We start from the raw sequence: 24345 nt of genomic DNA on the forward strand, positions 1-24345 counted from the left end.
TCGCGGACACCGCGTGTCATCCCATGGGACGAGGAGTAGGGTGCCCGCATGTCTCGCAGCATCAATCTCGCAGTGATCCCCGGTGACGGAATCGGCCAGGAGGTCGTGACCGAAGGGCTGAAGGTCCTCTCCGCCGTCCTTCCGCAGGATGTGAAGCTGGAGACCAAGGAGTACGACTTCGGCGCGCGGCGCTACCACGCCACCGGTGAGACCCTCACCGACGCCGACCTCGACGCCCTCAAGCAGCACGACGCCATCCTGCTCGGCGCCATCGGCGACCCGAGCGTGCCGTCCGGCGTGCTGGAGCGCGGCTTCCTGCTCAAGCTCCGCTTCGCCTTCGACCACCACGTCAACCTGCGCCCGTCGAAGCTGCTCCCGGGCGTCGCCACCCCGCTGGCCGGCGAGCCGGAGATCGACTTCGTCGTGGTCCGCGAGGGTACCGAGGGCCCGTACACCGGCAACGGCGGCACGATCCGCAAGGGCACCGAGCACGAGGTCGCCACCGAGGTCTCCGTGAACACGGCCTTCGGTGTGGAGCGCGTCGTGCGTGACGCGTTCGCCCGTGCCCAGGCCCGCCCGCGCAAGAAGCTGGCGCTGATCCACAAGAACAACGTGCTGACCTTCGCGGGTCACCTGTGGACGAACATCTTCAACAAGGTGGCCGAGGAGTTCCCCGAGGTCACCACCGAGTACATGCACGTGGACGCGGCGACGATCTACCTCGTCACGCAGCCCGAGCGCTTCGACGTCATCGTCACGGACAACCTCTTCGGGGACATCGTCACCGACCTCGCCGCGGCCGTCTCCGGCGGCATCGGCGTGGCGGCCTCCGGCAACATCAACCCGTCCGGAGACTTCCCGTCCATGTTCGAGCCCGTGCACGGCTCGGCCCCGGACATCGCCGGCCAGGGCAAGGCCGACCCGACCGCCACGGTGCTGTCCGTCGCCCTGCTCCTGCGCCACCTCGGCCACGAGGCCGAGGCCGACCGTATCGACGAGGCGGTCGCCGCCGACCTGTCGGAGCGCACGGGCAAGCCCGCCCGCTCCACCACGGAGATCGGCGACGCGCTCGCCGTACGAGTAGCCGGCTGACCCGCCGCTGCTTTACGCAGAGCCGCCGGGTCGCATCCGCACCCGGCGGCTTTCGCATGTTCCCCGCCGGGTGCCACCATCGACCACCGGGTCGCATTCACCCCGTTCCTTCCTCCGCCGCCCACGGGCGATAATCGAACGCGAGGCCGCGGAACGAGGGAATGCTCGGACGTCCTAGCACTGGTCACATTCAGAGCAGCACCGAGCGCGGCCCGTCACTACAACCGGTGAAGGACATCAACCCATGACGACGCCCACGATCGAGCTCAAGCCCTCCGCCAACCCGCTCTCCGCCGCTGAACGCGAGGCGATCCTGGCCAGCCCCGGGTTCGGCCGCCACTTCACCGACCACATGGTGACGATCAAGTGGACGGAAGGCCGTGGCTGGCACGACGGACAGCTCGTGCCGTACGCGCCGATCCCCCTCGACCCCGCCACCACGGTCCTGCACTACGCGCAGGAGATCTTCGAGGGGCTGAAGGCCTACCGCCGCCCCGACGGGTCGGTCGCCACGTTCCGCCCGGAGAAGAACGCCGAGCGCTTCCAGCGGTCCGCGCGCCGGCTCGCGATGCCCGAGCTGCCGGTCGAGACGTTCATCGAGGCGTGCGACGCGCTGGTGAAGCAGGACAAGGCGTGGGTTCCGGCGCACGGTGGCGAGGAGTCCCTGTACCTCCGTCCGTTCATGATCGCGACCGAGGTCGGGCTGGGCGTGAAGCCGGCCAACGAGTACCTGTTCCTGGTCATCGCCTCCCCGGCCGGCGCGTACTTCCCGGGCGGCGTGAAGCCGGTCTCCATCTGGGTCTCCGAGGACCGGGTGCGTGCCGTCCCCGGCGGCATGGGCGACGCGAAGACGGGCGGCAACTACGCGGCGTCCCTGCTCGCGCAGGCCGAGGCCGCGACGAAGGGGTGCGACCAGGTCTGCTACCTCGACGCCGTCGAGCACACCTGGGTCGAGGAGCTGGGCGGGATGAACCTGTACTTCGTGTACGGGGAAAGGATCGTCACGCCGTCCCTCACCGGGTCCATCCTGGAGGGCGTCACGCGGGACTCCCTGCTCGCCGTCGCCCGTGACCTCGGGTACAAGGCCGAGGAGGGCCGGGTCTCGGTCGAGCAGTGGCAGCGGGACTCGGAGAACGGGTCGCTGACCGAGGTGTTCGCCTGCGGTACGGCCGCTGTGATCACGCCGGTCGGTACGGTGAAACGGGCCGGGGTGGAGTGGAAGCAGAGTGGGGGAGAGCCGGGGGAGGTCACCCTGAAGCTCCGCCAGGCGCTGCTGGACATTCAGCGGGGTACGGCCGAGGACAAGCACGGCTGGATGCACCAGCTGGGCTGAGTGGTCCTGGTCTCCGGGGGCTCCGCCCCCCGGACCCCCGGACCGATGCCCACCCACCGCCCGACTCGGTCGGACAAGAAGCCGTTGTCGTGACATCGGCCCCGGGCTCCGTCGCCACCGAGCCCGGGGCGGTCAGCACATACGTCACCCTGCCCACCAGCCCCGACAGCAGGAAACTGCAGTCCACCCCGCCGGTCAGTGACAGCAGCGGCCCCTCGTGCGACGGCTGGGACACCGCCAGGACGCCGACGCCCGCTCCGGCTGCCCAGGAGAGCGTCGCCGGGACGTTCCAGCCGGCGCGGTACCAGTAGGCGCCGCCCCGTGCGCGGCGGTTGAACACCTGGAGGGCCTCCGCGTCGTACACCCCGCCGCAGCGGGCGAAGCCGATGAGGGTGATGACCGCCCAGGGCGTGCCGATCGCGGTCAGGAGCAGCACGAAGGACGTCATCGCGGCCTGCGCGGTCGAGTAGCAGTGCCCGGCGAGGACGCAGGCCGTGGCCACGGCGGCGACGGTGTAGGTGGCCGTGGCGCGGGAGGCGCGCGGCAGGATCGAGTCCAGGTCGAGGCCCATCGAGTGCAGCATCAGTCCCGCGTTGCCGACCGAGCCGGCGGACGCGGCCAGCAGCAGGGGGACCAGGTACCAGCCGGGAGGCGGAGACCAGCGGTCCGGAGTAGTCGAGGGCGGCCCCCGCCGCGTACGCCGTGAAGGTGCCGAAGAGCTGCGGGATCAGCAGGCCGAGGGAGAGGCCGAGCCAGGTCGCCTGGAGCACCTTTCGTGAGGAGTGGCGGGCCGGGGAGATGTGGCGCGTGTAGTCGCCGAGCAGCGTGATGAAGGCGATCGGCCCGGACAGGCCCGCGGCCACCGTCGCCAGGAACCAGGTAGGCCAGGAGCCGCCCAGCGGATACCCGCCCGCTTCCGGCAGCGCGCCTGTCGTGAAGTGCGGGGCGTAGGCGATCACTCCGAGGACCAGCAGGGCCGTCATGCCGATGGCGAGGACGCGGGACATGGCGAGCAGCACGCGGTAGCCGTACACCGCGCCCGCGACGGTCGTCGCGGCGAGCAGCCCGTAGACCACACCGTACGAGATCCCGCTCGCCGGCAGTCCGGCCAGCCGGCCCAGCACACCCACCATCACATCCCCGCCGATCCACACGGTCAGCGCGGTGTAGCCGAGGCCCAGCAGCAGCCCGACCACCGAGCCGACCAGCCGGCCGAGCTCACCGACGCCCACCAGTCCAGGCCGGACGACGGCGGCAGCCAGCCGAAGACGATCACTCCGAGGCAGAGGTTGGACCCCAGCAGGATCGAGACGAGATCCCGGGGCCCGCTGGTGCGTTCCCCGTCGGGGATGGTGTCGACTCCGCGCTGTTCCATCGGCATATTGGTCTCCCTCAGTTAGAGCGACGTTCAATGTGATGGGTCCTAACGTCTGCAGTCAAGGTTTCGGGCAGGCGAGATCAGTGTTTAGAGTGATGTTCTAAAGTGGCGAAGGTAAGGAGGTGCCGAGACGTGAGACTGACCCCCACGGAGCGCGACCGGCTGCTGCTCTTCTCGGCCGCGGAGCTGGCCCGCGCCCGCAAGGCGCGCGGCCTGAGGCTCAACGTGCCGGAGGCGACAGCGCTGGTCGCGGACACCGTCTGCGAGGCCGCCCGGGACGGCGCCAGGCTCGCCGAGGCGATCGAGCGTGCGCGGGCGGTGCTCGGCCCGGACGACGTGCTGCCCGGTGTCGCCGACGTCGTCACCGAGGTGCACGTCGAGGCGGTCTTCGACGACGGTTCGCGGCTCGCGGTCGTGAGCGACCCGATCGGCGGGAGTCTCGGTGAGCGGGCTCCGGGCGCGCTGCTGCCGGGTCCCGAGCACGCCGGGCCCGAGGCGGCCGTCCGGGTGACGGTCGTCAACACCGCGACGGTGCCGGTCTCCGTCACCTCCCACTTCCACTTCTTCGAGGCGAACCCGCGGCTCGACTTCGACCGCGGGCGGGCCTATGGCATGCGGCTCGCCGTGCCCGCCGGGTCCTCCGTGCGGTTCGGGCCGGGGGAGAGCGTCGAGGTGGGGCTGGTGCCGATCGGGGGTGAGCGGGTCGCGATCGGGTTCGCCGGACTCGTTGACGGGCCGCTGGACGCGCCGGGCGCGAAGCGAGAGGCCCTGCGGCGAGCCGCCGCCTGCGGATATCGGGGAGCAGCGGACCAGGGGGGCGCAAGCCAGGGAGCAGAACGATGAATCCTCACGAGTACGCCGCCGCCCACGGCCCCCGCGCCGGCGACCGTATCCGGCTGGGCGACTCCGGCCTGACGATCCGAGTGGAGTCCGACTCCCAGCGCTACGGCGACGAGTTCCTCGCAGGGTTCGGCAAGACGGCCCGCGACGGGCTGCATCTCAAGGCGGCCGCTGTCCGGGAGACCTGTGACGTCGTCGTCAGCAATGTCGTGGTGATCGACGCCGTGCAGGGCATCCGGAAGGTGTCCATCGGTATCCGCGAGGGCCGGATCCGCTCGATCGGGCGGGCCGGGAACCCCGACACCCTCGACGAGGTCGATGTCGTCGTCGGTACCGGCACGTCGATCGTCTCCGGCGAGGGTCTCATCGCCACGGCCGGGTCCGTCGACACGCACGTCCACCTGCTGTCGCCGCGCGTCATGGAGGCCTCGCTCGCCTCCGGGGTGACCACGATCATCGGGCAGGAGTTCGGGCCGGTGTGGGGCGTGGGGGTCAACTCGCCCTGGGCGCTGCGGCGCGCGTTCAACGCGTTCGACGCCTGGCCGGTCAACATCGGCTTCCTGGGGCGGGGTTCGTCGTCCGACGCGGCCCCGCTGGTGGAGGCCCTCGCCGAGGGCGGCGCTTGCGGCTTCAAGGTCCACGAGGACATGGGCGCCCACACCCGCGCCCTGGACACCGCCCTGCTGGTCGCCGAGGACCATGACGTCCAAGTGGCCCTGCACAGCGACGGGTTGAACGAGTGCCTCTCGGTCGAGGACACCCTCAAGGTGCTGGAGGGCCGGACCATCCACGCCTTCCACATCGAGGGCTGCGGCGGCGGGCATGTCCCCAACGTCCTGAAGATGGCGGGCGTGCCGAACGTCATCGGCTCCTCCACCAACCCGACCCTGCCCTTCGGCCGGGACGCCGTCGCCGAGCACTACGGGATGATCGTCTCCGTCCATGACCTCAAGACCGACCTGCCCGGCGACGCCGCCATGGCCCGCGACCGCATCCGCGCCGGCACGATGGGCGCCGAGGACGTCCTGCACGACCTGGGCGCGATCGGCATCACCTCGTCGGACGCGCAGGGCATGGGGCGCGCGGGCGAGACGGTCCGCCGTACCTTCGCCATGGCCGGGAAGATGAAGTCCCAGTTCGGCGCCCCGGAGGGCCACGACAACGAACGCGTCCTGCGCTACATGGCCAAACTGACCATCAACCCCGCCCTCGCCCATGGCCTCGCGCACGAGGTGGGGTCGCTGGAGGTCGGCAAGCTCGCCGACATCGTGCTGTGGCGCCCGGAGTACTTCGGCGCCAAGCCGCAGCTGGTGCTCAAGTCCGGCTTCCCGGCCTACGGCGTGACCGGCGACCCGAACGCCGCGACCGACACCTGCGAACCCCTTGTCCTCGGCCCGCAGTTCGGCGCATACGGCGCCACACCCGCCGACATCTCGGTCGCCTTCGTCGCCCAGGCCGCCGTCGACCAGGGCAACGACTCGATGCCGACCCGCCGCCGCAGAGTCGCCGTGCGCGGCACCCGCGGGATCGGCCCGGCCGACCTGCGCCACAACTCCCGTACCGGAGCGGTCGACGTCGACCAGCGCACCGGCCTGGTCACCCTCGACGGCGAGCCGTTGCGCTCCGAACCGGCCGAGTCGGTCTCCCTCAACCGCCTGTACTTCCTCTAGCACCTCGGACAAGGACCCCAGATGAACAAGGCTGCCGCCGACGGCTTCCGCATCCCCGCAGAATGGGCCCCGCACGAGCGCACCTGGATGGCCTGGCCGGGCGAGAACCCGACCTTCGACGCTCCGGGGGAGCTGGCCGCCGCCCGCGTCGCCTGGGCCTCGGTCGCCCGGGCGGTCCGCCGCTTCGAACCGGTGACGGTGGTGTGCGGCCCGGGGCAGTCGGAGCAGGCGCGTGCGCTGCTGGGCGAAGGCGTCGACACGGTCGAGCGGGACCTCGACGACGCCTGGATGCGTGACATCGGCCCGACCTTCCTGACGGACGGGAAGGGCGGACTGGCCGCCGTCGACTGGACGTTCAACGGCTGGGGCGCCCAGGAGTGGGCCCGCTGGGAACACGACGCGAAGATCGCCGCGCATGTCGCCGACCTCGCCGGGGCACGGACGTACGCCTCGCGGCTCGTCAACGAGGGCGGGGCGATCCAGGTGGACGGCGAGGGCACCGTCCTGCTGACGGAGACGGTCCAGCTCGGGCCGGAGCGCAACCCGGGCTGGACACGGGAGCAGGTCGAGGAGGAGATCCACGCCCAGCTCGGCACCCGCAAGGCGATCTGGCTGCCGCGCGGACTGACCGGCGACTACCCTCCCCCACTGCCTGAACGGCGTGGGGGGACCCCCATGGGTTTCGGCACCCTCGGCCACGTCGACATCGTCGCGGCCTTCGCCCGCCCCGGAGTCGTCGTGGCGCACTCCCAGCCGGACCCGGCGCACCCCGACCACGAGGTGACCAAGGAGGTCATCGGGCTGCTGAGGGCGCAGACGGACGCACGCGGCCGCCGCCTGGAGGTGGTGGAGGTCCCCGCACCGACCGTCCTGGAGGCCGACGGCCACTGGGCCGACTACTCCTACATCAACCACTACCTCTGCAACGGCGGCGTGGTCCTGTGCGGCTTCGACGACCCCCGTGACGAACTCGCGGCCGGTATCTTCCGCCGCCTCTTCCCCGAGCGGACCGTGACACTGGTGGACGCCCGTACGATCTTCGCTGGTGGTGGAGGCATCCACTGCGTCACACAGCAACAGCCGAAGATCTAGAACCGGGAGCCGCAGATGGCCGGTGGGCGCAGGCAGGCGCCGCCCCGCGAGGACGTGCTCGCCGCCGCCATGGAGATGATCGCCGAGCGCGGTCTGGAGAAGCTCACCATGGCGGCGCTCGGCCGTGAGGTCGGGATGAGCAGCGGGCACCTGCTCTACTACTTCGGTTCCAAGGACGAACTGCTGCTGCGCACCCTGGAGTGGAGCGAGGGGCGGCTGGGCACCGAGCGCGGGCGGCTGCTGACCCGGGCCGCCTCCGCCCGGGAACGCCTCGATGCCTACGTCGACCTGTACGTCCCCGACGGCCACCGCGACCCGCACTGGACGCTGTGGCTGGAGGTCTGGAACCGCTCGCAGACCGCCGACGAGACCGCCCGCGACCGGCAGGCCGCCATCGAGGGCGTCTGGCACCGCGATCTGGTCGCCCTGCTCGCCGAGGGCATCTCGCGGGGCGAGTTCCGCCGCGTCGACCCCGACCGCTTCGCCGCCCGCCTGCGGTCGCTGCTGGACGGATTCGCCATCCACGTGGCCATCGGACTGCGCGGCACCGACCGGGCACAAGTCCTCCAGCACGTGCGGGAGTTCCTCGAGGACAGCCTCCTCGCGGACACCTGAACGCCCGCCCGCGTTGTACTCAGTTCGGCGGATTGACCCCCTGACCGGTGGTGATGTTGGCTCTGGGTGAGCCCTCGGCGCGGGGCCGGGGGAGAAGCGTCCACGGGGCCACGGGGGCACGGGGATGCGGGAACACAGGGGGAAGCAGCACATGACCAGCATCAGGAGGGCCACGTCCGTCGCGCTCGGAGTGGCCCTGGCCGTCACGCTCGGTACCGCCGCCGCGCTGCCCGCGACCGCCGCGCCGGTTCCGGTGCCGCGGACCGAGAAGGCGAGCGTCGCCCCGGACGGCAGCGACGGTGACGCGCCGTCGGGCGGGCCGAGCCTCAGCGCCGACGGCCGCCGGCTGGCCTTCGTCTCCCGCGCCGACAACCTCGTCGCCGGTGACACCGACGGCCTCGCCGACGCCTTCGTGCGCGACCTCGACACCGGCACGACCCGTCTGGCGAGCGGTGGCGTGGACGGCACCGTCGACGACGTCGCCCTGAGCGGCAACGGCCGCTACCTGGCCTTCGCCGCCACCGCCGCGAGCGACGGCCGCAGCCACATCTGGGTCGAGGACCTGAAGACCGGCACCCTCCAGCGCATCGCGGACACCGCCGACGCCGGCTACGACGCCGGCAGGCAGCCCGCCATCAGCGCCGACGGCCGCTATGTCGCCCTCGTCGCCGAGCGATCCGGATTCGGTGAGGGCGAGGACCGCTGGGGACGCGTCTACCGTGTCGACCGCACCAGCGGCGAGGCCGTCCGCATCAGCCAGGTGCCCGCCGCGACCGACCGGAAGACCGCCGCCACCAACCCGTCCATCAGCGCCGACGGCAGCCGCGTCGGCTACCAGTTCTTCGTCCCACACCCCTCCTCGGGCGACTGGAGCGACGCCTGGGTCCGTGATGTGCCGAGCGGGAAGCTGTTCCACGCCGACCTGGCGCCGGACGGCCTGAAGTCCGACGGGCAGACCGAGTTCCCGCAGATCAGCGCCGACGGCCGGTACGCGGTCTTCAACTCGCTCGACTCGCGGCTGACCCCGGGCGACACCAACCAGGGCCACAACGTCTTCGTCCGTGACCTTCAGACGGGGGAGCTGCGCCGTATCGACGCCGCCGACCCGGCCGCCTTCACCGCGTACCCACGGCTCAGCGCCGACAGCCGGTACCTCGCCTTCGTCTCGGCCGACCCGGGCGACCCGGACCGTACGACGCGTGCCTACGTCCGTGACCTGCGCACCGGGCGCACCGTCCTGGCCAGCCCGGACGCCGAGGGCGGACCCAACGACCAGAGTGCGTCCGCCCCGGTCATCGACCGGCACGGCCGCACGGCCGCCTTCAGCAGCTCCTCGCCCGACCTCGTGCCCGGCGACAGGTACGACACCTCGCACGTCTACGTCCGCCACATGCGGTGACCGGATGTGGTGACCGGTGAGGTGGCCGACCGCATTCTGAGACAACCGTGAGCGAGGCGCGGGGGCTGTGCCAGACTGCCCCCGTGCTCTCGTTCGCCATGATTATTGGCAGCAGGCGCGCCGGTCCGCAGTGACCGCCACGTACGACCAGGTACGGGCGGACACCGTCGTCCTCGACCCGCGCGCAGACCTCTCGCACCCGCGAGAGGTTTTTCGCTTTTCTGGCCCACCCGCAGCCAGGAGCGAGAGCGCGAGGGAGTATGTGGGGGCGGTGGAGCCGGTCATTCCGGTACGACCGAGATCCAATCCTCAGGAGTCTTGAGACCATGACCGCAACCAGCGAGCTCGACGATTCGTTCCACGTCTTCGACACCACCCTGCGCGACGGCGCCCAGCGCGAGGGCATCAACCTCACCGTCGCCGACAAGCTGGCCATCGCACGGCACCTGGACGACTTCGGCGTGGGCTTCATCGAGGGCGGCTGGCCGGGCGCGAACCCTCGGGACACCGAGTTCTTCGCCCGCGCCCAGCAGGAGATCGACTTCCGGCACGCCCAGCTGGTCGCGTTCGGCGCGACCCGGCGCGCGGGAGCGAAGGCGGCGGAGGACCCGCAGGTCAAGGCGCTGCTGGAGTCGGGCGCCGAGGTGATCACGCTGGTCGCGAAGTCCCATGACCGCCATGTCGAGCTCGCCCTGCGCACCACCCTGGACGAGAACCTGGAGATGATCCGCGACACGGTGTCGTTCCTGAAGGAGCAGGGCCGCAGGGTCTTCGTCGACTGCGAGCACTTCTTCGACGGCTACCGGGCGAACCCGGAGTACGCCAAGGCGGTCGTCCGTACGGCTTCGGAGGCCGGCGCGGACGTGGTGATCCTCTGCGACACCAACGGCGGCATGCTCCCGGCGCAGATCCAGGCGGTCGTCTCCACGGTCCTGGCCGACACGGGCGCCCGGCTCGGCATCCACGCACAGGACGACACGGGCTGCGCGGTGGCGAACACGCTGGCCGCCGTCGACGCGGGTGCGACGCATGTGCAGTGCACGGCCAACGGCTACGGCGAGCGGGTGGGCAACGCGAACCTCTTCCCGGTCGTGGCGGCGCTGGAACTGAAGTACGGCAAGAAGGTCCTGCCCGACGGCCATCTGCGCGAGATGACCCGGATCTCGCACGCGATCGCCGAGGTCGTCAACCTCACCCCCTCCACGCACCAGCCCTACGTCGGCCTCTCCGCCTTCGCCCACAAGGCCGGTCTGCACGCATCGGCCATCAAGGTCGACCCGGACCTGTACCAGCACATCGACCCCGAGCTGGTCGGCAACACCATGCGGATGCTGGTCTCCGACATGGCAGGCCGCGCGTCCATCGAGCTCAAGGGCAAGGAACTCGGCATCGACCTGGGCGGCGACCGGGAGCTGGTCGGCCGGGTCGTGGAGCGGGTGAAGGAACGCGAACTCCAGGGCTACACGTACGAGGCGGCCGACGCGAGCTTCGAACTCCTGCTGCGTGCCGAGGTCCAGGGCAAGCCGCTGCGCTACTTCGAGGTCGAGTCCTGGCGTGCCATCGTCGAGGACCGGCCCGACGGGTCCCACGCCAACGAGGCCACGGTCAAGCTGTGGGCCAAGGGCGAGCGCATCGTCGCCACGGCCGAGGGCAACGGCCCGGTCAACGCCCTCGACCGCGCCCTGCGCGTCGGCCTGGAGAAGATCTACCCCCAGCTCGCCAAGCTGGAGCTCGTCGACTACAAGGTCCGCATCCTGGAAGGCAAGCACGGCACCCAGTCCACGACCCGCGTCCTGATCTCCACCTCCGACGGCACGGGCGAGTGGTCCACGGTGGGAGTCGCCGAGAACGTCATCGCGGCGAGCTGGCAGTCCCTGGAGGACGCGTACACGTACGGCTTGCTGCGGGCGGGGGTGACTCCGGCGGAGTAGCGGACCGCGAGCCCGCCCCTAGCTGCGGGCAGGCGGGCCGCTAGGCCGTTTCTGACGGCTCTTGGACGGTGTCTCGAAGCCAGATGACGATCGCGGTGACGGTGAGGGTGCCGTTGAAGATGTAGTCGCGTTTGTCGTACCGGGTGGCCACCGCGCGGAACTGTTTCCACTTGTTGATGCACCGCTCGACTGCGTTGCGGCTGCGGTACTGAGTTTTGTCGAAGGCTGGGGCCCGGCCACCAAAGCGTCCGCGGCGCTTCCGGTGGGCCCGCTGGTCATCGGGCTGCGCGATGGTGGCCTTGATCCCGCGCCGCCGCAGGTAGGCGCGGTTGTCGCGGCTGGAGTACGCCTTGTCGCCGCGCACCCGGTCCGGCCGGCTGCGCGGGCGGCCCATACCGCGCCGCTGGATGCGCAGGCCGTCCAGCACCGGGGCGAACATCGGGCTGTCACCCCGCTGACCGGGCGAGGTCAGCCAGTGCAGCGGGCGGGCCCGGTCGTCGGAGAGCAGATGGACCTTGCTGGTCAGCCCGCCCCGTGAGCGTCCCAACGCCTCCCGCCCATCTGCCTCCTCACGCGCCCCGCCCCCTTTTGCGGGTAGTCGGCCGGGGGCTTGCGCGGTGCCCCGGCTGCGTGCTGATGCGCCCGGCAGGAAGTCGAGTCGATGTTCACCGCCCACTCTTGTCGGGCAAGCGCCCCGTCCGGGTCGCCGGCATCCGCCTCGATCTGTAACTCGCGCAGGATCGCCCTCCAGGTGCCGTCGGCCGACCAGCGGCGATGACGCTCGTAGACGGTTTGCCAGGGACCGTACCGTTCCGGCAGGTCCGGCCAGGGCACCCCCGTCCGGGCCCGGAACAGCACCCCATTGATCACCCTGCGGTGATCCGCCCACTGCCCACCCGGCCTGCCGTTACCGGGCAGGAGAGCTTCGATCTTCCGCCACTGCGCGTCCGTGAGCTCGTGTCGCCGCACCATACGAGCGTCCTGCCCGGCTGACCACGAGATCCACCCAGCCAACAAGAGCCATCAGAAACGGCCTAGGGGCGGCACGGGTGGGCGGTGGGGCCCCGTTGCGCCGGGCTGCGGACCCACCCGGCCCCAGCGACAACGCCGGGTGCCGGGAAGCCGCCTGGTGGGTCACATGACCGAGTCGCGGGCGCGCGGCACCTGGGCATCGCCCGCCCGCTCGCGCCCCGCCGCCCGGTCCAGCCGGAACAGCCCCGCTCCGTTCGGCCGCTGGCCGGGCGCGTGGACAGTGGCGCGGGTCAGCTCCTCCACGCCATCGGCCAGGTAGCCGACCCAGGCCGACCCCTCGTCCTCGATGATCCGCTGCGCGTCCGTCCGCAGCCGCTCGATCACCCCGAGCAGCGCGGCCTGCTCCTTGTCACTGGGGGAGTCCGTGGCCCGCAGATACGTCTGCGCCCACTCGGTCTGGGCCCTCTTGAGGATCTGCTGCAGCGCCTGCTGCGTACGGATGTAGCGCGTCCAGGACGCCGAGAACCCGAAGATCCGGTCGAAGAGGACACAGCCCGCCCCGCCGGCCAGGAACACGAAGCCCCACTCGGGCTGCAAGGCCGTAGGGGCGGCCGCGTGCACCAGCGGAGTCAGCGTGCCGACGATGCCCAGCAGCGCTGCCAGAGCCCGCAGCGACCGTGACCACAGCGACGGCCCTCTGCGGCGCGCCAGGTACCAGCCGATCGCCGTCGTCACCTCCGCCTCGGCATGCCGGAAAAGCTCCCACAACAGGTCGGCCCGCGAACGCGAACGGTCCAGCTCGGTCAGTGCGGACACCGTCATGTCCGCGGCCCTGCGTCTTCCGAACATGCCCCTGATCCGCCCTTTCCGCTGCGACCGGTGGACCGGCCGGACCCGGCCCGCAGCCCACGGCAGTGAGCCAGAAGGCATCGTAGGCGCAGCGGCGTCCCGAAATCCCCGCTCCCACCGATATCCCTTTCTGTCCCGATTCAGGTAGCTTCGAACATATGAAGGCCGCGCTGGTGCGTACCCTCGTACGTCTGCTGATTGTGCCGGTCGCCGCCGTACTGGTGGCGCTGATGGCCGGTGCGCCGGGCGCGCACGCGGCCACCGACCTCTCGAAGGTCGCCGAGGAACTGCGCGAGAACCCCGTCTACGTCGATCCGGCGGCCTCCGACCAGCTGGCCGCCTCGGACGCCGAGGCGCTCGCCGACAAGATCAAGGACGCGGACAAGCCCGTCTTCGTGGCGGTCCTGCCTGCCGATGTCCCCACGCAGGACCTCTTCCGGAACCTCCGCACCGAGACCGGCGTCACCGGCCTGTACGGCGTCCGCGTCGGGGAGAAGTTCGACGCCCGTGCCGACAGCGCGGTGATGAGCCGCCAGGCGGTGTCCAACCTGGTGACGGCCGTGCAGGACAGCGGCGACACCAAGGCCCAGCTGAACGACTTCGTCGACGACGCCCTGCGCGGCGTGGGCGGTTCGGCGCCGAGCAGCTGGAGCGACGGCTCCCGCACCGACGTGCCGGTCGGCGGCCTGATCACGTTCGGCGCCCTGGTCGCGGCCGGCGGCGTTGGCACCTACGCGGTGGTCCGGCGCAACCGGCGCCGCCACGAGGAAGAGCAGCGGGCCGCGCTGGAGAAGCTGCGGGTGGTGGTCGACGAGGACATCACCGCCTTCGGTGAGGAGCTCGACCGCCTCGACTTCCACCCCGGGGAACCCGGCGCCGACGACGCGATGCGGGCCGACTACGAGCATGCCCTGGACGCCTACGAGCAGGCGAAGTCCCTGATGGCGGCCGCGGCGAAACCGGAGGACGTCCGGCCCGTCACCCAGACCGTGGAGGACGGCCGTTTCTCACTGGCCCGACTCGCGGCCCGGCGCGAGGGCGACCGCCTGCCGGAGCGCCGCCCGCCCTGCTTCTTCGACCCGCGCCACGGACCCTCGGTCGCCGACACGAGCTGGACGCCCACGGGCGGCGCCACGCGCGACGTTCCCGTCTGCGCTGCCGACCGGGCCCGGCTCGCCGAGGGCCGTGACCCGGTGATCCGCGAGGTCGACACCGACCACGGCCGACGCCCGTACTGGGAGGCCGGCCCGGCGTACGGCCCCTGGGCCGGCGGCTACTTCGCCGGCGGCATCCTGCCCGGCCTCCTCGTCGGCACCATGCTCGGCAGCATGATGGCCGCCCCCGCCTACGCGGCCGACTACGGCTCCGGCTACGGCGACTTCGGCGGATACGAGGGCGGTGACGTCTCAGGCGCCGACTTCGACTCCGGCGACTTCGGGGGCGGATTCGGCGGAGGGGACTTCGGAGGCGGGGGCGGCTTCGGCGGAGGGGACTTCGGAGGCGGGTTCTGACCCCGGCCATGCCGTAGACCCCGGACCGGCGCGAGCGGGCAATGCCGCAATCCCGCCCATGCCGTGATGCCCCGCTCGCCCCGACCGCCCGCCCGAGTTCAACGCCGTAGCGTCTCTTGGCCGTCCGCCACGAGCCGCCCCCGCTGTTGCCACACCACCCCGGCCACGGCACCCGCGAGCGCGACCAGCGCCGCGCTCACCCACAGCGGCGACCGGTATCCCAAGCCGGCGCCGATCGCCGCGCCGCCGGCCCAAGGGCCCAGCGCGGCGCCGACGTTGAACGCGGCCGTGGCGAAACCCCCGGCCAGCGTGGGCGCGCCCGGTGCCGCGTAGAGCACCTGGGCGATCAGCGTGGAGCCGACGCCGAAGGACAGCGCCCCCTGGGCGAAGACGAGCCCGAGGGCCAGGACCGGGTGCCCGGCCCCGAGGGCGAGCAGGCACCAGCCCACCCCGACCCCTACGCCCCCACCGGCGAGGACCGGCACCGGACTCCGGTCGGCGAGCCGCCCCGCGGCGGTCACTCCTACGAACGACCCGGCCCCGAACAGCGCGAGCACTCCGGGCACCCACGCGCTGCCCAGCCCGGTCACCTCGGTGACCAGCGGCGCGAGATAGGTGAAGGTGCAGAAGGTCGCGCCGTTCACCAGAGCGCCCAGCAGCAGGGTGACGACCAGCCGAGGGCTGCGCAGCGACCGCAGTTCACCGCGCAGGGCGGGCGGCGCGCCCTCGGCCGTCCCGCCCGGCACGGACCACGCCACCGCCACCAGGGCCGGCAGCGACAGCAGCGCCACGGCCCAGAACGCGGTACGCCAGCCCCACAGCCCGCCCAGCAGGGCCCCGGCGGGCACCCCGGCCACGCAGGCCAGCGTCACCCCGCCCAGCAGCGCGGACGTCGCCCGGCCCTTCGCATCCGCAGGGACCAGCTCCACGGCGGCCACGAGGGCGACCGCGAGGAACCCGGCGTTGGCGAGCGCCCCCACGACCCGGGTGGCGAGCAGTACCTCGAAACTGCCGGTGAGAGCACCGACGACATGGACGGCGAGAAAGACGACGAGGAACGCCAGCAGCGCGCCCCGCCGCGGCCAGCGCCGCGCGAGACCCGCCACGAGCGGCGCCCCTACGACCATCCCCGCCGCGAAGGCGGAGGTCAGCGCACCCGCGGCGGGAACGGACACCTCCAGATCCCGCGCGATGTCCGGCACCAGCCCGGACAGCATGAACTCGGACGTCCCTTGCGCGAAGACGGCAAGGCCCAGCAGAAGAAGAGCGAACGGCATGAGGAAACTCCGCACCCGGAAGTCGACGACGAACACGACACGTCGGTCGGCGATCCGGCGGCGGAGCGAAGAAGGGGCCTCAGCGGCCCGGCATCACAAGCAGCCACCGGAGAGCCGGTGGCCGCGTTCTGGACGCCTCGGGGCTGGACACGAGAGGCACGTTAGGCGGCTTCGGAGGACCGGGTCCACCGGTTTTCCCGCCGCTCTCCCCGGGCGGCGGTCACGGCCGCGTCCCCCCGGCCCCCACCGCGGTGGACGATGACGACGGCCGTGAGGCAGACGGCCAGCCCGAGGGCGGTCTGGACACCGAACGGCTCGCCGAACATGAGCGCGCCCCAGACGGCCGTGACCGGGGCCATGAGGAACATCAGGGTGTTGACCTCGGTGACGCCGGAGCGCTTCAGGATGAGCCAGTACAGCCCGTACCCGCCGAACGTGGACAGGCCCACCAGCCAGGCGACCGCCACCCAGAACGCGCCCTCGGCCGGCGGCGCGGCGGCTCCGGCGGCCAGGGCCAGCACGGTGAAGAGGACGGCGCTGGTGACGCAGTGGACGGTCAGCGACACCGAGGGTGCGACCCGCGAGCGGGACCGGCTCTCCAGGAACGTGGCCGCGACCAGGGACAGCATGCCGAGCAGCGGAACGGCGTACGCCCACCAGGCCACGTCGGTCCCGGCGGCGGCGTCGGCCAGGGTGACCACGGCGACGCCGCTCAGCCCGAGACCGAGGCCGATCCACTGCCGGCCCGAGACGTGACTCCCGAGCAGCGGTCCCGCGAGGGCTCCGGCGACGAGGGGCTGGATGCCGTCGATCAGGGCCGTGGTGCCGCTGGAGACGCCCAGTTGGATGGCGTAGTAGACGCTCAGCAGATAGCCGCTCTGCGACAGCACTCCGACCACGGCCTGCCGGGTCACGTCCCGGGCGGTGAGCCCCCGCCAGGCCGAGCGCGTGAGGACGGCGACGGCGACGAGGGCGACCGCCAGCGGCAGGAACCGCCACATCAGGACCGTGAGCGCGGACGCGCTGCCCGCACCGAGTTTGGCTCCGATGAACCCTGAGCTCCAGCACAGGACGAAGGCGAGGGAGAGCAGGATGTTCACGGCGTCACCACCACTAGACAGATCGGTATACCTGTTCCCTCTCGACTATACAGATCGGTATACTCGGGTGCCATGGGTACCACTGCCGAGAACCCCCGCCGGATCGCGATGACGCCGGCTGCCCGCCGCGCCCTGGAGGCCGCCGCGCGGCTGTTCTACGAACGCGGCATCCACGCCGTCGGGGTCGACCTCATCGCCGCGGAGGCCGGGGTGACGAAGAAGACCCTCTACGACCGGTTCGGCTCCAAGGAGCAGATCGTCGTGGAGTACCTCGCCGACCGCGACGAGCGCTGGCGGACTTTCCTCGGCGAGCGCCTCGACGCGGCCGGGCAGGACCCGAGGGGGCGTGTCCTGACGGTTTTCGACGCCTCGGGCGCATGGGCGCGGGACAGCAGCCCCAAGGGGTGCAGCATGGTCAACGCCCACGCGGAGATCAGCGACCCCGCGCACCCGGCCCACCCGATCATCACGGGCCAGAAGCGGTGGATGCTCGCCCTGTTCACCCGCCTCGCGGCGGACATCGCCCCGGACGAACCGGCCGGTCTGGCCCGGGCGTTGATGCTGCTGCACGAGGGCGCGCTCGTCGCCCACGGCCTCGGCATCTTCCCGGACGCCATCGAACACGCCCGCGAACAGGCACACGCGCTGCTCACGTAGCGGACGGGATCTGTCCTGTTCGGTCCCTACGGTGGTGCCATGACCTCCTCCGACGGTACGGCCCCGCTCACCTTCGCCACCGTGGCCGACCTGGACTCATGGCTGACCGCCCACCCCGCCCCGCATCCCGGCCTCTGGGTCGAGGTCGCCAAGAAGGGGTCGGGCATCCCCTCCGTCAGCGCCGCCGACGTCAACGACGTGGCGCTCTGCCACGGGTGGATCACCGGGCAGCGCAAGGGCCTCGACAGCTCCCACTACCTCCAGAGGATCACCCCACGCCGCCCCGGCAGCCTCTGGTCCATGGTCAACGTCCGGCGGGTGGAGGAACTGATTTCCGCCGGCCGGATGCGCCCCGGCGGGCTCGACGAGGTGACCTCCGCGAAGGCGGACGGCCGTTGGGACGCGGCCTACGCCTCCCAACAGGAGGCCGAGGTCCCGGCCGACCTCACGGCAGCACTGGCACGGAGCCCGCAGGCCGCGGCAGCCTTCGACGAACTCGGCCGAACGGACCGTTACCTCACGATGCTCCCTGTCCTCCGCGCCCGGACACCGCGAAGCCGGGCAGCACAGGTGACGGCGGCGGTGGCGAAGCTGGAGGCGGGCGGACGGGGGTGATGAGCCCGACCGGGCGGGCGGACGTGCCGACTCGGCCGGCCGTCACCCCACCGCACGACCACGGGCCCGGCGCCCAACAGCACCGGACCCGCGAGCTGTTCTGTGACTGCCGAGGGGCGCGTCAGAGTGTGGAGGCCGCCGAGGCTATCGCGGAGGCGAACGTGGAGACCTCCGTGTAGACGCCGGGAGCCTCGGGACGGGCACAGCCCTCGCCCCAGCTGACGATGCCGACCTGGATCCAGGCGCCGGCGTTGTCCTTGCGGAACATGGGGCCGCCGGAGTCGCCCTGGCAGGTGTCGACGCCGCCCGCGTCGAAGCCGGCGCAGATCTCCTCGTTCGCGACGAGGCCGCTGTACAGACCGCCGTAGGCCTTGCACGCGGCGTCGCTGACGAAGGGCACGGTCGCCTTCAGGAGGTAGCGCTGCTGGGAGCCGCCCTCACGGTTCGCGCCCCAGCCGGCGACGGTGAAGTCACCCGTGTTGTACTGCGAGGTCGTGGCGATCTTCAGGGTCGGCAGATTGATCGGCTGGGCGAGCTTGATGAGCGCCCAGTCCTTGCCGGTGCCGTTGTAGCCGGGCGCGCGGAGCACCTTGGTGGAGCGGACCTGGACCCGGCCGCTCGTGGACTGGAGGTCGACGACCCCCGCGGTGGCGGTGATGCTCGTGTTGTTGCCGGAACTGCCCACGCAGTGCGCGGCCGTGAGCACGATCTGCTGGGTGTAGAGCGCGCCGCCGCAGCCCATGGACAACCTGACCATGAACGGGAACTCGCTCTGCGCGGCCCGCGTTCCGCCGACGACGGGCGACGGCGCGGCCTGCGCGGCGGTGACGGGCTGAAGGCTGGCGATCGCGAGCGCGGCGGCGCCGACGACCGCGCATCTCTTGAGGGCCGTGAGGAGTCTCTTCAACGTGATGCCTTCCGTGGGGGGTTGACCTGGGGAGATGTACAACCGAAGCATCCGTTTGACGAGCACATGTCAGCAGCAGGGTCAAAAAAACGTCCATGTGCTGGCATGGACCGGTCAAAATTCTGCTGCTGGATTATGAGAACGACGAGAGTCCTCGCACAAGAGGCCCTATTCGGCCACACCGCACGGAGTCGTCCCGTACGGCGTAGCCGGTGGTGCGGGCGGTTCAGGCGTTCCTGATCGCCGAGATGTCGAAGTTGAGCTTGATCTTGTCGGACACGAGGACGCCGCCGGTCTCCAGCGCGGCGTTCCAGGTCAGGCCCCACTCGGACCGCAGGATCTCCGCCTTGCCCTCGAAGCCGACGCGCTCGTTGCCGAAGGGGTCCTTCGCGGCGCCGTTGAACTCCAGGTCGATGGCGAGGGGGCGGGTCGTGCCGAGGATCGTCAGCTCGCCGGTGATGCGGTAGTCGTCGCCACCGAGGGACTCCGCCTTGGTGGAGCGGAACGTCATGGCCGGGAACTCGTCCGCCTTGAAGAAGTCCGCGCTCTTGAGGTGGCCGTCCCGGTCGGCGTTGCCCGTGTCGATGCTGTCCATCACGACGTCGAGGGAGGCCGAGGACCGCGTGGGGTCGGTGCCGTCGAGGCGCAGTGTGCCGGTGAAGTCCTGGAAGCTGCCCTTGACGTTGGTGACCATGGCGTGCCGGGCGGTGAAACCGATCGTCGAGTGGGCGGGGTCGATCGTGTAGTCACCGGTCAGGGCGGCCAGGTCGGGGCTCACGGCGTCGGCGGTCCCGTTGTCGTTGCGGCTGAAGATGCTCATGGTGTACGCCTCCTGCGGCGGGTCGATGTCGAGGACTAATGTTGAATCTTGAACTAGTTCAACGCGGCCCACCATAGACCTATTCCGTTCAACGTTCAACAGTATTGCCCGGTGTGGCGTGGCGCTCCCGTGAGGCCGCCTTCGCCCGTTCGGGTGTGCGGTGGGCAGGGGAGCGGTTCGCCCGGTGGACAAGCCCCTCCGGGCGGCGGGCCGGGCCCGCGGGGACGGCGTGGGGTGGCGGTGGCCACGAAGTCAGGGTTCCGTTTTAGGGACCGTATGGAGACAGACGAGTCCACGGCGGACGTACAGCGCAGGGGAGAGCGACTCGTGACACTCACCGGCTCCGGCTCGGCCTACGACCCACCGGGCCCCGCCCCACGCGGCCACGCGACCCCCTCGCACGTGCGCGAGCACGGGCCTGCGCGGCGTTTGGACCGGCGCGTGGCCCTCGTGACCGGAGCCTCCTCGGGCATCGGGGCGGCGACGGCACGGCGATTCGCCATCGACGGCTGGCAACTGCTCCTCAACGGACGCGACCGGCGGTGCCTGGAGCAGACGGCGTCCGGCACCTCGGCCCTCGTACTGCCCGCAGACCTCGCCGCCCCGGGCGGCCCGCGTCTGCTGGCTCAGTCCGCGCTGCACGCGACGGGCCGGATCGACGTCCTGGTCGCCGGGGCGGGCATCGGCTGGACGGGCCCGTTCGCCGCCATGCCGCACACCGACATCGACCGGGTTCTGGCCCTCAACCTCAACGCCACGCTCCATCTCGTGCGCGAAGTGCTGCCGTCCATGATCGCGACCGGCCGGGGCCGGGTGGTGCTGCTCGGTTCGGCCGCGGGCTGCGCGGGCGTACGGGAGGAAGCGGTGCACTCCGCCGCCAAGGCCGGTCTCGCCGCCTTCGCCGGGGCTTTGCGCCAGGAACTGCACGGCACGGGCGTGGGCGTGACCTTCGTCGTACCCGGCCGCACCGGCCCCACCCGCAGGGACAGCCCCTACGGCCACGCCACCCCCCGTCCCGTCTCGCTCGGCAGCGTCGCCCGCGAGATCTTCGAGTCCGTACGCCAGGACCGTGACGAGGCGTACGTCCCCGCTTGGCGACGCCCCCGAACCCTGGCCCCGGGCCTGTACCGCCGCTTGCTGAACCGCTTCGGCTGACCGGTGTGCGTGCAGGCGCCCGTGTCCGGGCCCCCTGGCTCCGCGTGGTCTCCCACCAGGGGTTCGGGTCTCGGCTCGTGCCTGGTTCCTCGATCTGCGCCTGAGCCTCCGTCCGTGGCCTCGGCCCCCGTCTGTGCCGGGCCTTCACCGGCGTGCCCGGCACCTGCCCGGCCGCGGCCACGGGGGCCGCCGGCTCGAGTCCGGGAACCTGCCGGGCCCTCGGGCCCGTGCCGAGGCCCTCGCCCGTGCGCCCGAGCCCTGCCCGCGCATCGTTCCCGGCTCCTGGCTGGCACTCGGCTCGTGGGCGTTCGCCTGCTCGTGCCTGGCTCCTGGCTGGCACCCGGTTCGTGGGCGTTCCCCAGCTCGTGCCCGGCTTCCCACTCCCTCCCCAGCTCTCCGTCCCCAGCCCTCCCTCCCTCCGGTGTAGCCCTCCCGCTGCCCCTCCCTCCCGCAGCCCGCCTCCCGGCCCCGCACTCCGCCGAACCGCTCGCCCGGCTCACCGTCCGGCAGCCCCCGCACCCCCGGCGCCCAGCCGCCCCGCATGACGCCGCCCCCTCCCCGGGGGACCGCTCGCGCTTGCCCCTCCACGCCCCGTTCCCCCATCCCGGTCACTCCGGCCGAATCCTCCCGTTCAGGTGCCCCTCTCTCCGTGGTAGGGCATGAGCATGACTCCCCAGCGTCGTGTCTTCCCCCGCCGCACGGCCAAGGCCGCCGCCCCCCTGCCGCGCCCCAGCCGCCGCGCCCTGCTGCTCGCGGCCGCGGGGCTGGCGGCGACCGGCGGGGCGGCGCCCACGCCCCGCGGTACGGATGCCTCCGAAGCCGAGGACCCGTACGAAAGCCTCCGCCGGCGCTGGCTCGGTATCGCCCTCGGCGCCGGCTACGACCCGGCCGCGGAGCCGTACGCCGCCCGGCTCGCCGAGACCGGTGAACTCGCCCGCGGCTTGCGCGCCTCCATGACCCCGGCGGCGAACTCCCTCTGGCCCGGGCACCCCTTCGACCCACCGGCCGGCATCACCCTCAGCTACGGCCGCCTGTGGACCATGACCCAGGCCTACGTCCAGCAGGGCACGGGCTCGACCGCAGACCCGGGCCTCCTCGCCGACGTACTGCGCGGCCTCGACCACCTCTCCGCGACCGTCTACAACCCCTCCACCACCCGCTACGGCAACTGGTGGGAATGGCAGATCGGCAGCCCCCGCCTGCTCACCGACATCATCACTGCCCTGTACGACGCACTGGGCGAATCCCGCGTCCGGGCCGCCTGCGCGGCCGTCGACCACTTCGTCCCCGACTCGGCCCTCGGCGACTACACCGGCACCTCCACCGGCGCCAACCGTGTCGACCTGTGCCGCTCCGTCGCCCTGCGCGGCATCCTCGGCCGCGACCCGGCCAAGATCGCCCTCGCCCGGGACGCGCTCTCGCCGGTCTTCCCGTACGTCACCCGGGGCGACGGCCTCTACGCCGACGGCTCCTTCGTCCAGCACACCTGGGTCGCCTACTCGGGCACCTACGGACAGGTCATGCTCGACGGTCTCGGCCGGCTCTTCACCCTGCTCGCCGGATCCGACTGGGCTGTCACCGACCCGAACCGGCAGATCATCCTCGACAGCGTCGAGCAGGCCTACGCCCCGCTCCTGCACGACGGACTGGTCATGGACAGCGTCAACGGCCGGGCCATCAGCCGCGGCTACCTCACCACCGACGACCGCGAGGTCATGCGCAGCGACCACTTCCACGGCCAGCAGCTCATCGCGGCCATCGCAGTCCTCGCCGCCGCCGCGAGCCCCGCGGAACGCGACCGCTGGCACGCCCGCGTCAAGGGCTGGATCGAACGGGACACGGTCACCCCGATCCTGACGGCGCCCCAGTTCGGTGTCGCCGACCTCGCCCGGCTGCACGCCATCGCCGCCTCGCCCACCCCGGCCGCACCCGAACCCACCGGACACCATCTCTTCGCCGCCATGGACCGTGCCGTCCACCGCCGACCCGGCTTCACCGTGAACATCGCCATGGCCAGCGACCGCATCGCCCACTACGAGTGCGGCAACGGCGAGAACCCGCGCGGCTGGCACACCGGCGCGGGGATGGTCAGCTGGTGGTCCGGCGAGAGCGACCAGTACACGGACTGGTTCTGGCCGACGGTGGACTGGTACCGCCTGCCCGGCACCACCGTCTCCACCAAACGCCTCGCCGACCGGGAGGGCGGCGAGTGGGGCACCGCCCGCCCGGACGCACGCTGGGTCGGCGGCACCACCGACGGCGAGTACGCCGCGCTCGGCCAGCACCTCAAGGGCCTCGGCTCCACCCTCCAGGCCCGCAAGTCCTGGTTCTGCGTCGCGGACGCGGTGATCTGCCTCGGCACCGGGATCAGCTGCGCCGACGGCGTCCCGGTGGAGACGATCGTCGACAACCGGAACCTCGGCGAGTCGGGCACCCAGCGCTTCGTCAAAGGCCCGAACTGGGCCCACCTGGAGGACCACGGCGGCTGGGTCCTGCTCGACGGCGAGCCCGAGGCGGTACGCGAGGACCGCACCGGCGCCTGGGCCGACATCAACACCGGCAGCACCGCGGAGCGCCGCACCCGCCGCTGGCAGACCCTCTGGCTCGACCACGGCACCGACCCGCAGGACGCCACGTACACCTACGTCCTCCTGCCCGGGGCGTCCCGCCGCGCGGTCGCCCGCCGCGCGACCGACCGACACTGGCTGTCGGTCCTCGCCAACGACGCGACCTGCCAGGCGGTCACCGTGCCCTCCCTCGGCTGCCTGGCCGCGAACTTCTGGCAGGCCGGCACGGCGGGCCCGCTCACCGTCTCCGCCGGCGCGAGCGTGCTGACCGTCCGGCGGGGCCGTACCGCTACCCTCTGTGCGAGCGAGCCGCCCCGCACGGGCAAGCCTCTGGAGATCACCTGGGACCGCCCGGTCCGCCGGGTCGTCCGCGCGGACGAGACCGTCGAGGTGCTCTCGACCGGCCCTCGACTGAGGCTGCGCATCACCCCGGGGGAGGAATGCGCTACCCACCGATGTGAGGTGACTCTCGGTTGAGGTCTTTGTGTGACCCCTACAAGCCGCACACCCTCTGAGCAGTCGGATTGGCTGCACTCCGCCCTGGTTCTGTTCAGGGGTACCAGGA

19 protein-coding genes and 1 pseudogene are annotated in these 24345 nt (G+C 71.8%); 13 read left to right on the forward strand and 7 right to left on the reverse strand.

Features of this window, described 5'->3' with window-relative positions; translation table 11 throughout:
• Positions 1–48 precede the first annotated feature (48 nt).
• Complete coding sequence (locus tag ACQEV8_RS31195) at positions 49–1092, forward strand: 3-isopropylmalate dehydrogenase (protein ID WP_432966848.1); 1044 nt, start codon at positions 49–51, stop codon at positions 1090–1092.
• A gap of 244 nt (positions 1093–1336) precedes the next feature.
• A complete protein-coding gene (locus ACQEV8_RS31200) occupies positions 1337–2425 on the forward strand; it encodes a branched-chain amino acid aminotransferase (RefSeq protein WP_432966850.1) in 1089 nt (362 codons plus the stop codon).
• Positions 2426–2522: 97 nt separating this feature from the next.
• On the opposite strand, the pseudogene ACQEV8_RS31205 reads toward ACQEV8_RS31200, so the two are convergent.
• A pseudogene (locus tag ACQEV8_RS31205) lies at positions 2523–3806 on the reverse strand (cytosine permease); the annotation flags it as partial.
• Between the two features lie 129 nt (positions 3807–3935).
• Here ACQEV8_RS31205 and ureA point away from each other — a divergent pair.
• The 6 genes from ureA (at position 3936) to cimA (ending at position 11350) form a co-directional block, all read left to right on the forward strand.
• A complete protein-coding gene (gene ureA / locus ACQEV8_RS31210) occupies positions 3936–4646 on the forward strand; it encodes an urease subunit gamma (RefSeq protein ID WP_432966852.1) in 711 nt (236 codons plus the stop codon).
• Positions 4643–6313 (forward strand): urease subunit alpha, encoded by a 1671-nt coding sequence (locus tag ACQEV8_RS31215; protein WP_432966854.1) that lies wholly within the window; start codon positions 4643–4645, stop codon positions 6311–6313. The genes ureA and ACQEV8_RS31215 overlap by 4 nt, the downstream gene beginning before the upstream one ends.
• Before the next feature lie 21 nt (positions 6314–6334).
• Entirely contained in the window at positions 6335–7405 is a 1071-nt protein-coding gene (locus tag ACQEV8_RS31220) for an agmatine deiminase family protein (RefSeq protein WP_432966856.1), read from the forward strand.
• A gap of 15 nt (positions 7406–7420) precedes the next feature.
• Positions 7421–8020, forward strand: a complete 600-nt coding sequence (locus ACQEV8_RS31225; RefSeq protein ID WP_432966858.1) for a TetR/AcrR family transcriptional regulator — start codon at positions 7421–7423, stop codon at positions 8018–8020.
• Between the two features lie 151 nt (positions 8021–8171).
• Complete coding sequence (locus ACQEV8_RS31230) at positions 8172–9419, forward strand: TolB family protein (RefSeq protein ID WP_432966860.1); 1248 nt, start codon at positions 8172–8174, stop codon at positions 9417–9419.
• Between the two features lie 326 nt (positions 9420–9745).
• On the forward strand, positions 9746–11350 hold the full coding sequence (cimA, locus tag ACQEV8_RS31235) for a citramalate synthase (protein WP_432966862.1): 1605 nt from the start codon (positions 9746–9748) through the stop codon (positions 11348–11350).
• A 40-nt stretch (positions 11351–11390) separates the two neighbouring features.
• Here cimA and ACQEV8_RS31240 read toward each other — a convergent pair.
• Positions 11391–12319 (reverse strand): IS5 family transposase gene (locus tag ACQEV8_RS31240; RefSeq protein WP_432972675.1). Its coding sequence is split into 2 segments (ribosomal slippage): positions 11391–11951 and positions 11954–12319, totalling 927 coding nucleotides; the frame shifts between segments, so codons are not numbered across the junction.
• A gap of 165 nt (positions 12320–12484) precedes the next feature.
• Positions 12485–13171: an SLATT domain-containing protein gene (locus ACQEV8_RS31245; protein ID WP_432966864.1), complete on the reverse strand. Its 687-nt coding sequence runs from the start codon at positions 13169–13171 to the stop codon at positions 12485–12487.
• Positions 13172–13329: 158 nt separating this feature from the next.
• Here ACQEV8_RS31245 and ACQEV8_RS31250 point away from each other — a divergent pair, with 158 nt between their 5' ends.
• Complete coding sequence (locus ACQEV8_RS31250) at positions 13330–14682, forward strand: hypothetical protein (protein ID WP_432966866.1); 1353 nt, start codon at positions 13330–13332, stop codon at positions 14680–14682.
• A 98-nt stretch (positions 14683–14780) separates the two neighbouring features.
• Here the strand turns inward: ACQEV8_RS31250 and ACQEV8_RS31255 are convergent, their stop codons facing one another.
• Both ACQEV8_RS31255 and ACQEV8_RS31260 read right to left on the reverse strand, forming a co-directional pair.
• The gene (locus ACQEV8_RS31255) at positions 14781–15959 is read right to left on the reverse strand and encodes a Cmx/CmrA family chloramphenicol efflux MFS transporter (protein ID WP_432973128.1); all 1179 of its coding nucleotides are present in this window, start codon (positions 15957–15959) and stop codon (positions 14781–14783) included.
• Between the two features lie 161 nt (positions 15960–16120).
• Positions 16121–17059 carry a DMT family transporter gene (locus ACQEV8_RS31260; RefSeq protein WP_432966868.1) on the reverse strand — a complete coding sequence of 313 codons (939 nt, stop codon included), beginning with the start codon at positions 17057–17059 and terminating at the stop codon, positions 16121–16123.
• A 72-nt stretch (positions 17060–17131) separates the two neighbouring features.
• Between ACQEV8_RS31260 and ACQEV8_RS31265 the strand changes: the two genes are divergently transcribed.
• Both ACQEV8_RS31265 and ACQEV8_RS31270 read left to right on the forward strand, forming a co-directional pair.
• Positions 17132–17716: a TetR/AcrR family transcriptional regulator gene (locus ACQEV8_RS31265; protein ID WP_432966870.1), complete on the forward strand. Its 585-nt coding sequence runs from the start codon at positions 17132–17134 to the stop codon at positions 17714–17716.
• 39 nt (positions 17717–17755) lie between these two features.
• Complete coding sequence (locus ACQEV8_RS31270; RefSeq protein ID WP_432966872.1) at positions 17756–18331, forward strand: YdeI/OmpD-associated family protein; 576 nt, start codon at positions 17756–17758, stop codon at positions 18329–18331.
• Between the two features lie 121 nt (positions 18332–18452).
• On the opposite strand, the gene ACQEV8_RS31275 is transcribed toward ACQEV8_RS31270, so the two are convergent.
• Positions 18453–19238: a S1 family peptidase gene (locus ACQEV8_RS31275; protein ID WP_432966874.1), complete on the reverse strand. Its 786-nt coding sequence runs from the start codon at positions 19236–19238 to the stop codon at positions 18453–18455.
• Between the two features lie 226 nt (positions 19239–19464).
• Complete coding sequence (locus ACQEV8_RS31280; RefSeq protein ID WP_432966876.1) at positions 19465–20058, reverse strand: YceI family protein; 594 nt, start codon at positions 20056–20058, stop codon at positions 19465–19467.
• Between the two features lie 327 nt (positions 20059–20385).
• Here ACQEV8_RS31280 and ACQEV8_RS31285 point away from each other — a divergent pair, with 327 nt between their 5' ends.
• Positions 20386–21213: an SDR family NAD(P)-dependent oxidoreductase gene (locus ACQEV8_RS31285; protein WP_432973131.1), complete on the forward strand. Its 828-nt coding sequence runs from the start codon at positions 20386–20388 to the stop codon at positions 21211–21213.
• Between the two features lie 665 nt (positions 21214–21878).
• A complete protein-coding gene (locus ACQEV8_RS31290) occupies positions 21879–24257 on the forward strand; it encodes a polysaccharide lyase 8 family protein (RefSeq protein ID WP_432966878.1) in 2379 nt (792 codons plus the stop codon).
• The last annotated feature ends 88 nt before the right edge of the window (positions 24258–24345 follow it).

The organism is Streptomyces sp. CA-179760 (assembly GCF_050937045.1).
Taxonomy (GTDB): Bacteria; Actinomycetota; Actinomycetes; order Streptomycetales; family Streptomycetaceae; genus Streptomyces.

Coding starts and splice junctions, on each gene's coding strand:
- ACQEV8_RS31195 (WP_432966848.1), top strand. CDS start 49: ATGTCTCGCAGCATCAATCTCGCAGTGATCCCCGGTGACGGAATCGGC.
- ACQEV8_RS31200 (WP_432966850.1), top strand. CDS start 1,337: ATGACGACGCCCACGATCGAGCTCAAGCCCTCCGCCAACCCGCTCTCC.
- ACQEV8_RS31215 (WP_432966854.1), top strand. CDS start 4,643: ATGAATCCTCACGAGTACGCCGCCGCCCACGGCCCCCGCGCCGGCGAC.
- ACQEV8_RS31220 (WP_432966856.1), top strand. CDS start 6,335: ATGAACAAGGCTGCCGCCGACGGCTTCCGCATCCCCGCAGAATGGGCC.
- ACQEV8_RS31225 (WP_432966858.1), top strand. CDS start 7,421: ATGGCCGGTGGGCGCAGGCAGGCGCCGCCCCGCGAGGACGTGCTCGCC.
- ACQEV8_RS31230 (WP_432966860.1), top strand. CDS start 8,172: ATGACCAGCATCAGGAGGGCCACGTCCGTCGCGCTCGGAGTGGCCCTG.
- cimA (WP_432966862.1), top strand. CDS start 9,746: ATGACCGCAACCAGCGAGCTCGACGATTCGTTCCACGTCTTCGACACC.
- ACQEV8_RS31245 (WP_432966864.1), bottom strand. CDS start 13,171: ATGTTCGGAAGACGCAGGGCCGCGGACATGACGGTGTCCGCACTGACC.
- ACQEV8_RS31250 (WP_432966866.1), top strand. CDS start 13,330: ATGAAGGCCGCGCTGGTGCGTACCCTCGTACGTCTGCTGATTGTGCCG.
- ACQEV8_RS31255 (WP_432973128.1), bottom strand. CDS start 15,959: ATGCCGTTCGCTCTTCTTCTGCTGGGCCTTGCCGTCTTCGCGCAAGGG.
- ACQEV8_RS31265 (WP_432966870.1), top strand. CDS start 17,132: ATGGGTACCACTGCCGAGAACCCCCGCCGGATCGCGATGACGCCGGCT.
- ACQEV8_RS31270 (WP_432966872.1), top strand. CDS start 17,756: ATGACCTCCTCCGACGGTACGGCCCCGCTCACCTTCGCCACCGTGGCC.
- ACQEV8_RS31280 (WP_432966876.1), bottom strand. CDS start 20,058: ATGAGCATCTTCAGCCGCAACGACAACGGGACCGCCGACGCCGTGAGC.
- ACQEV8_RS31290 (WP_432966878.1), top strand. CDS start 21,879: ATGACTCCCCAGCGTCGTGTCTTCCCCCGCCGCACGGCCAAGGCCGCC.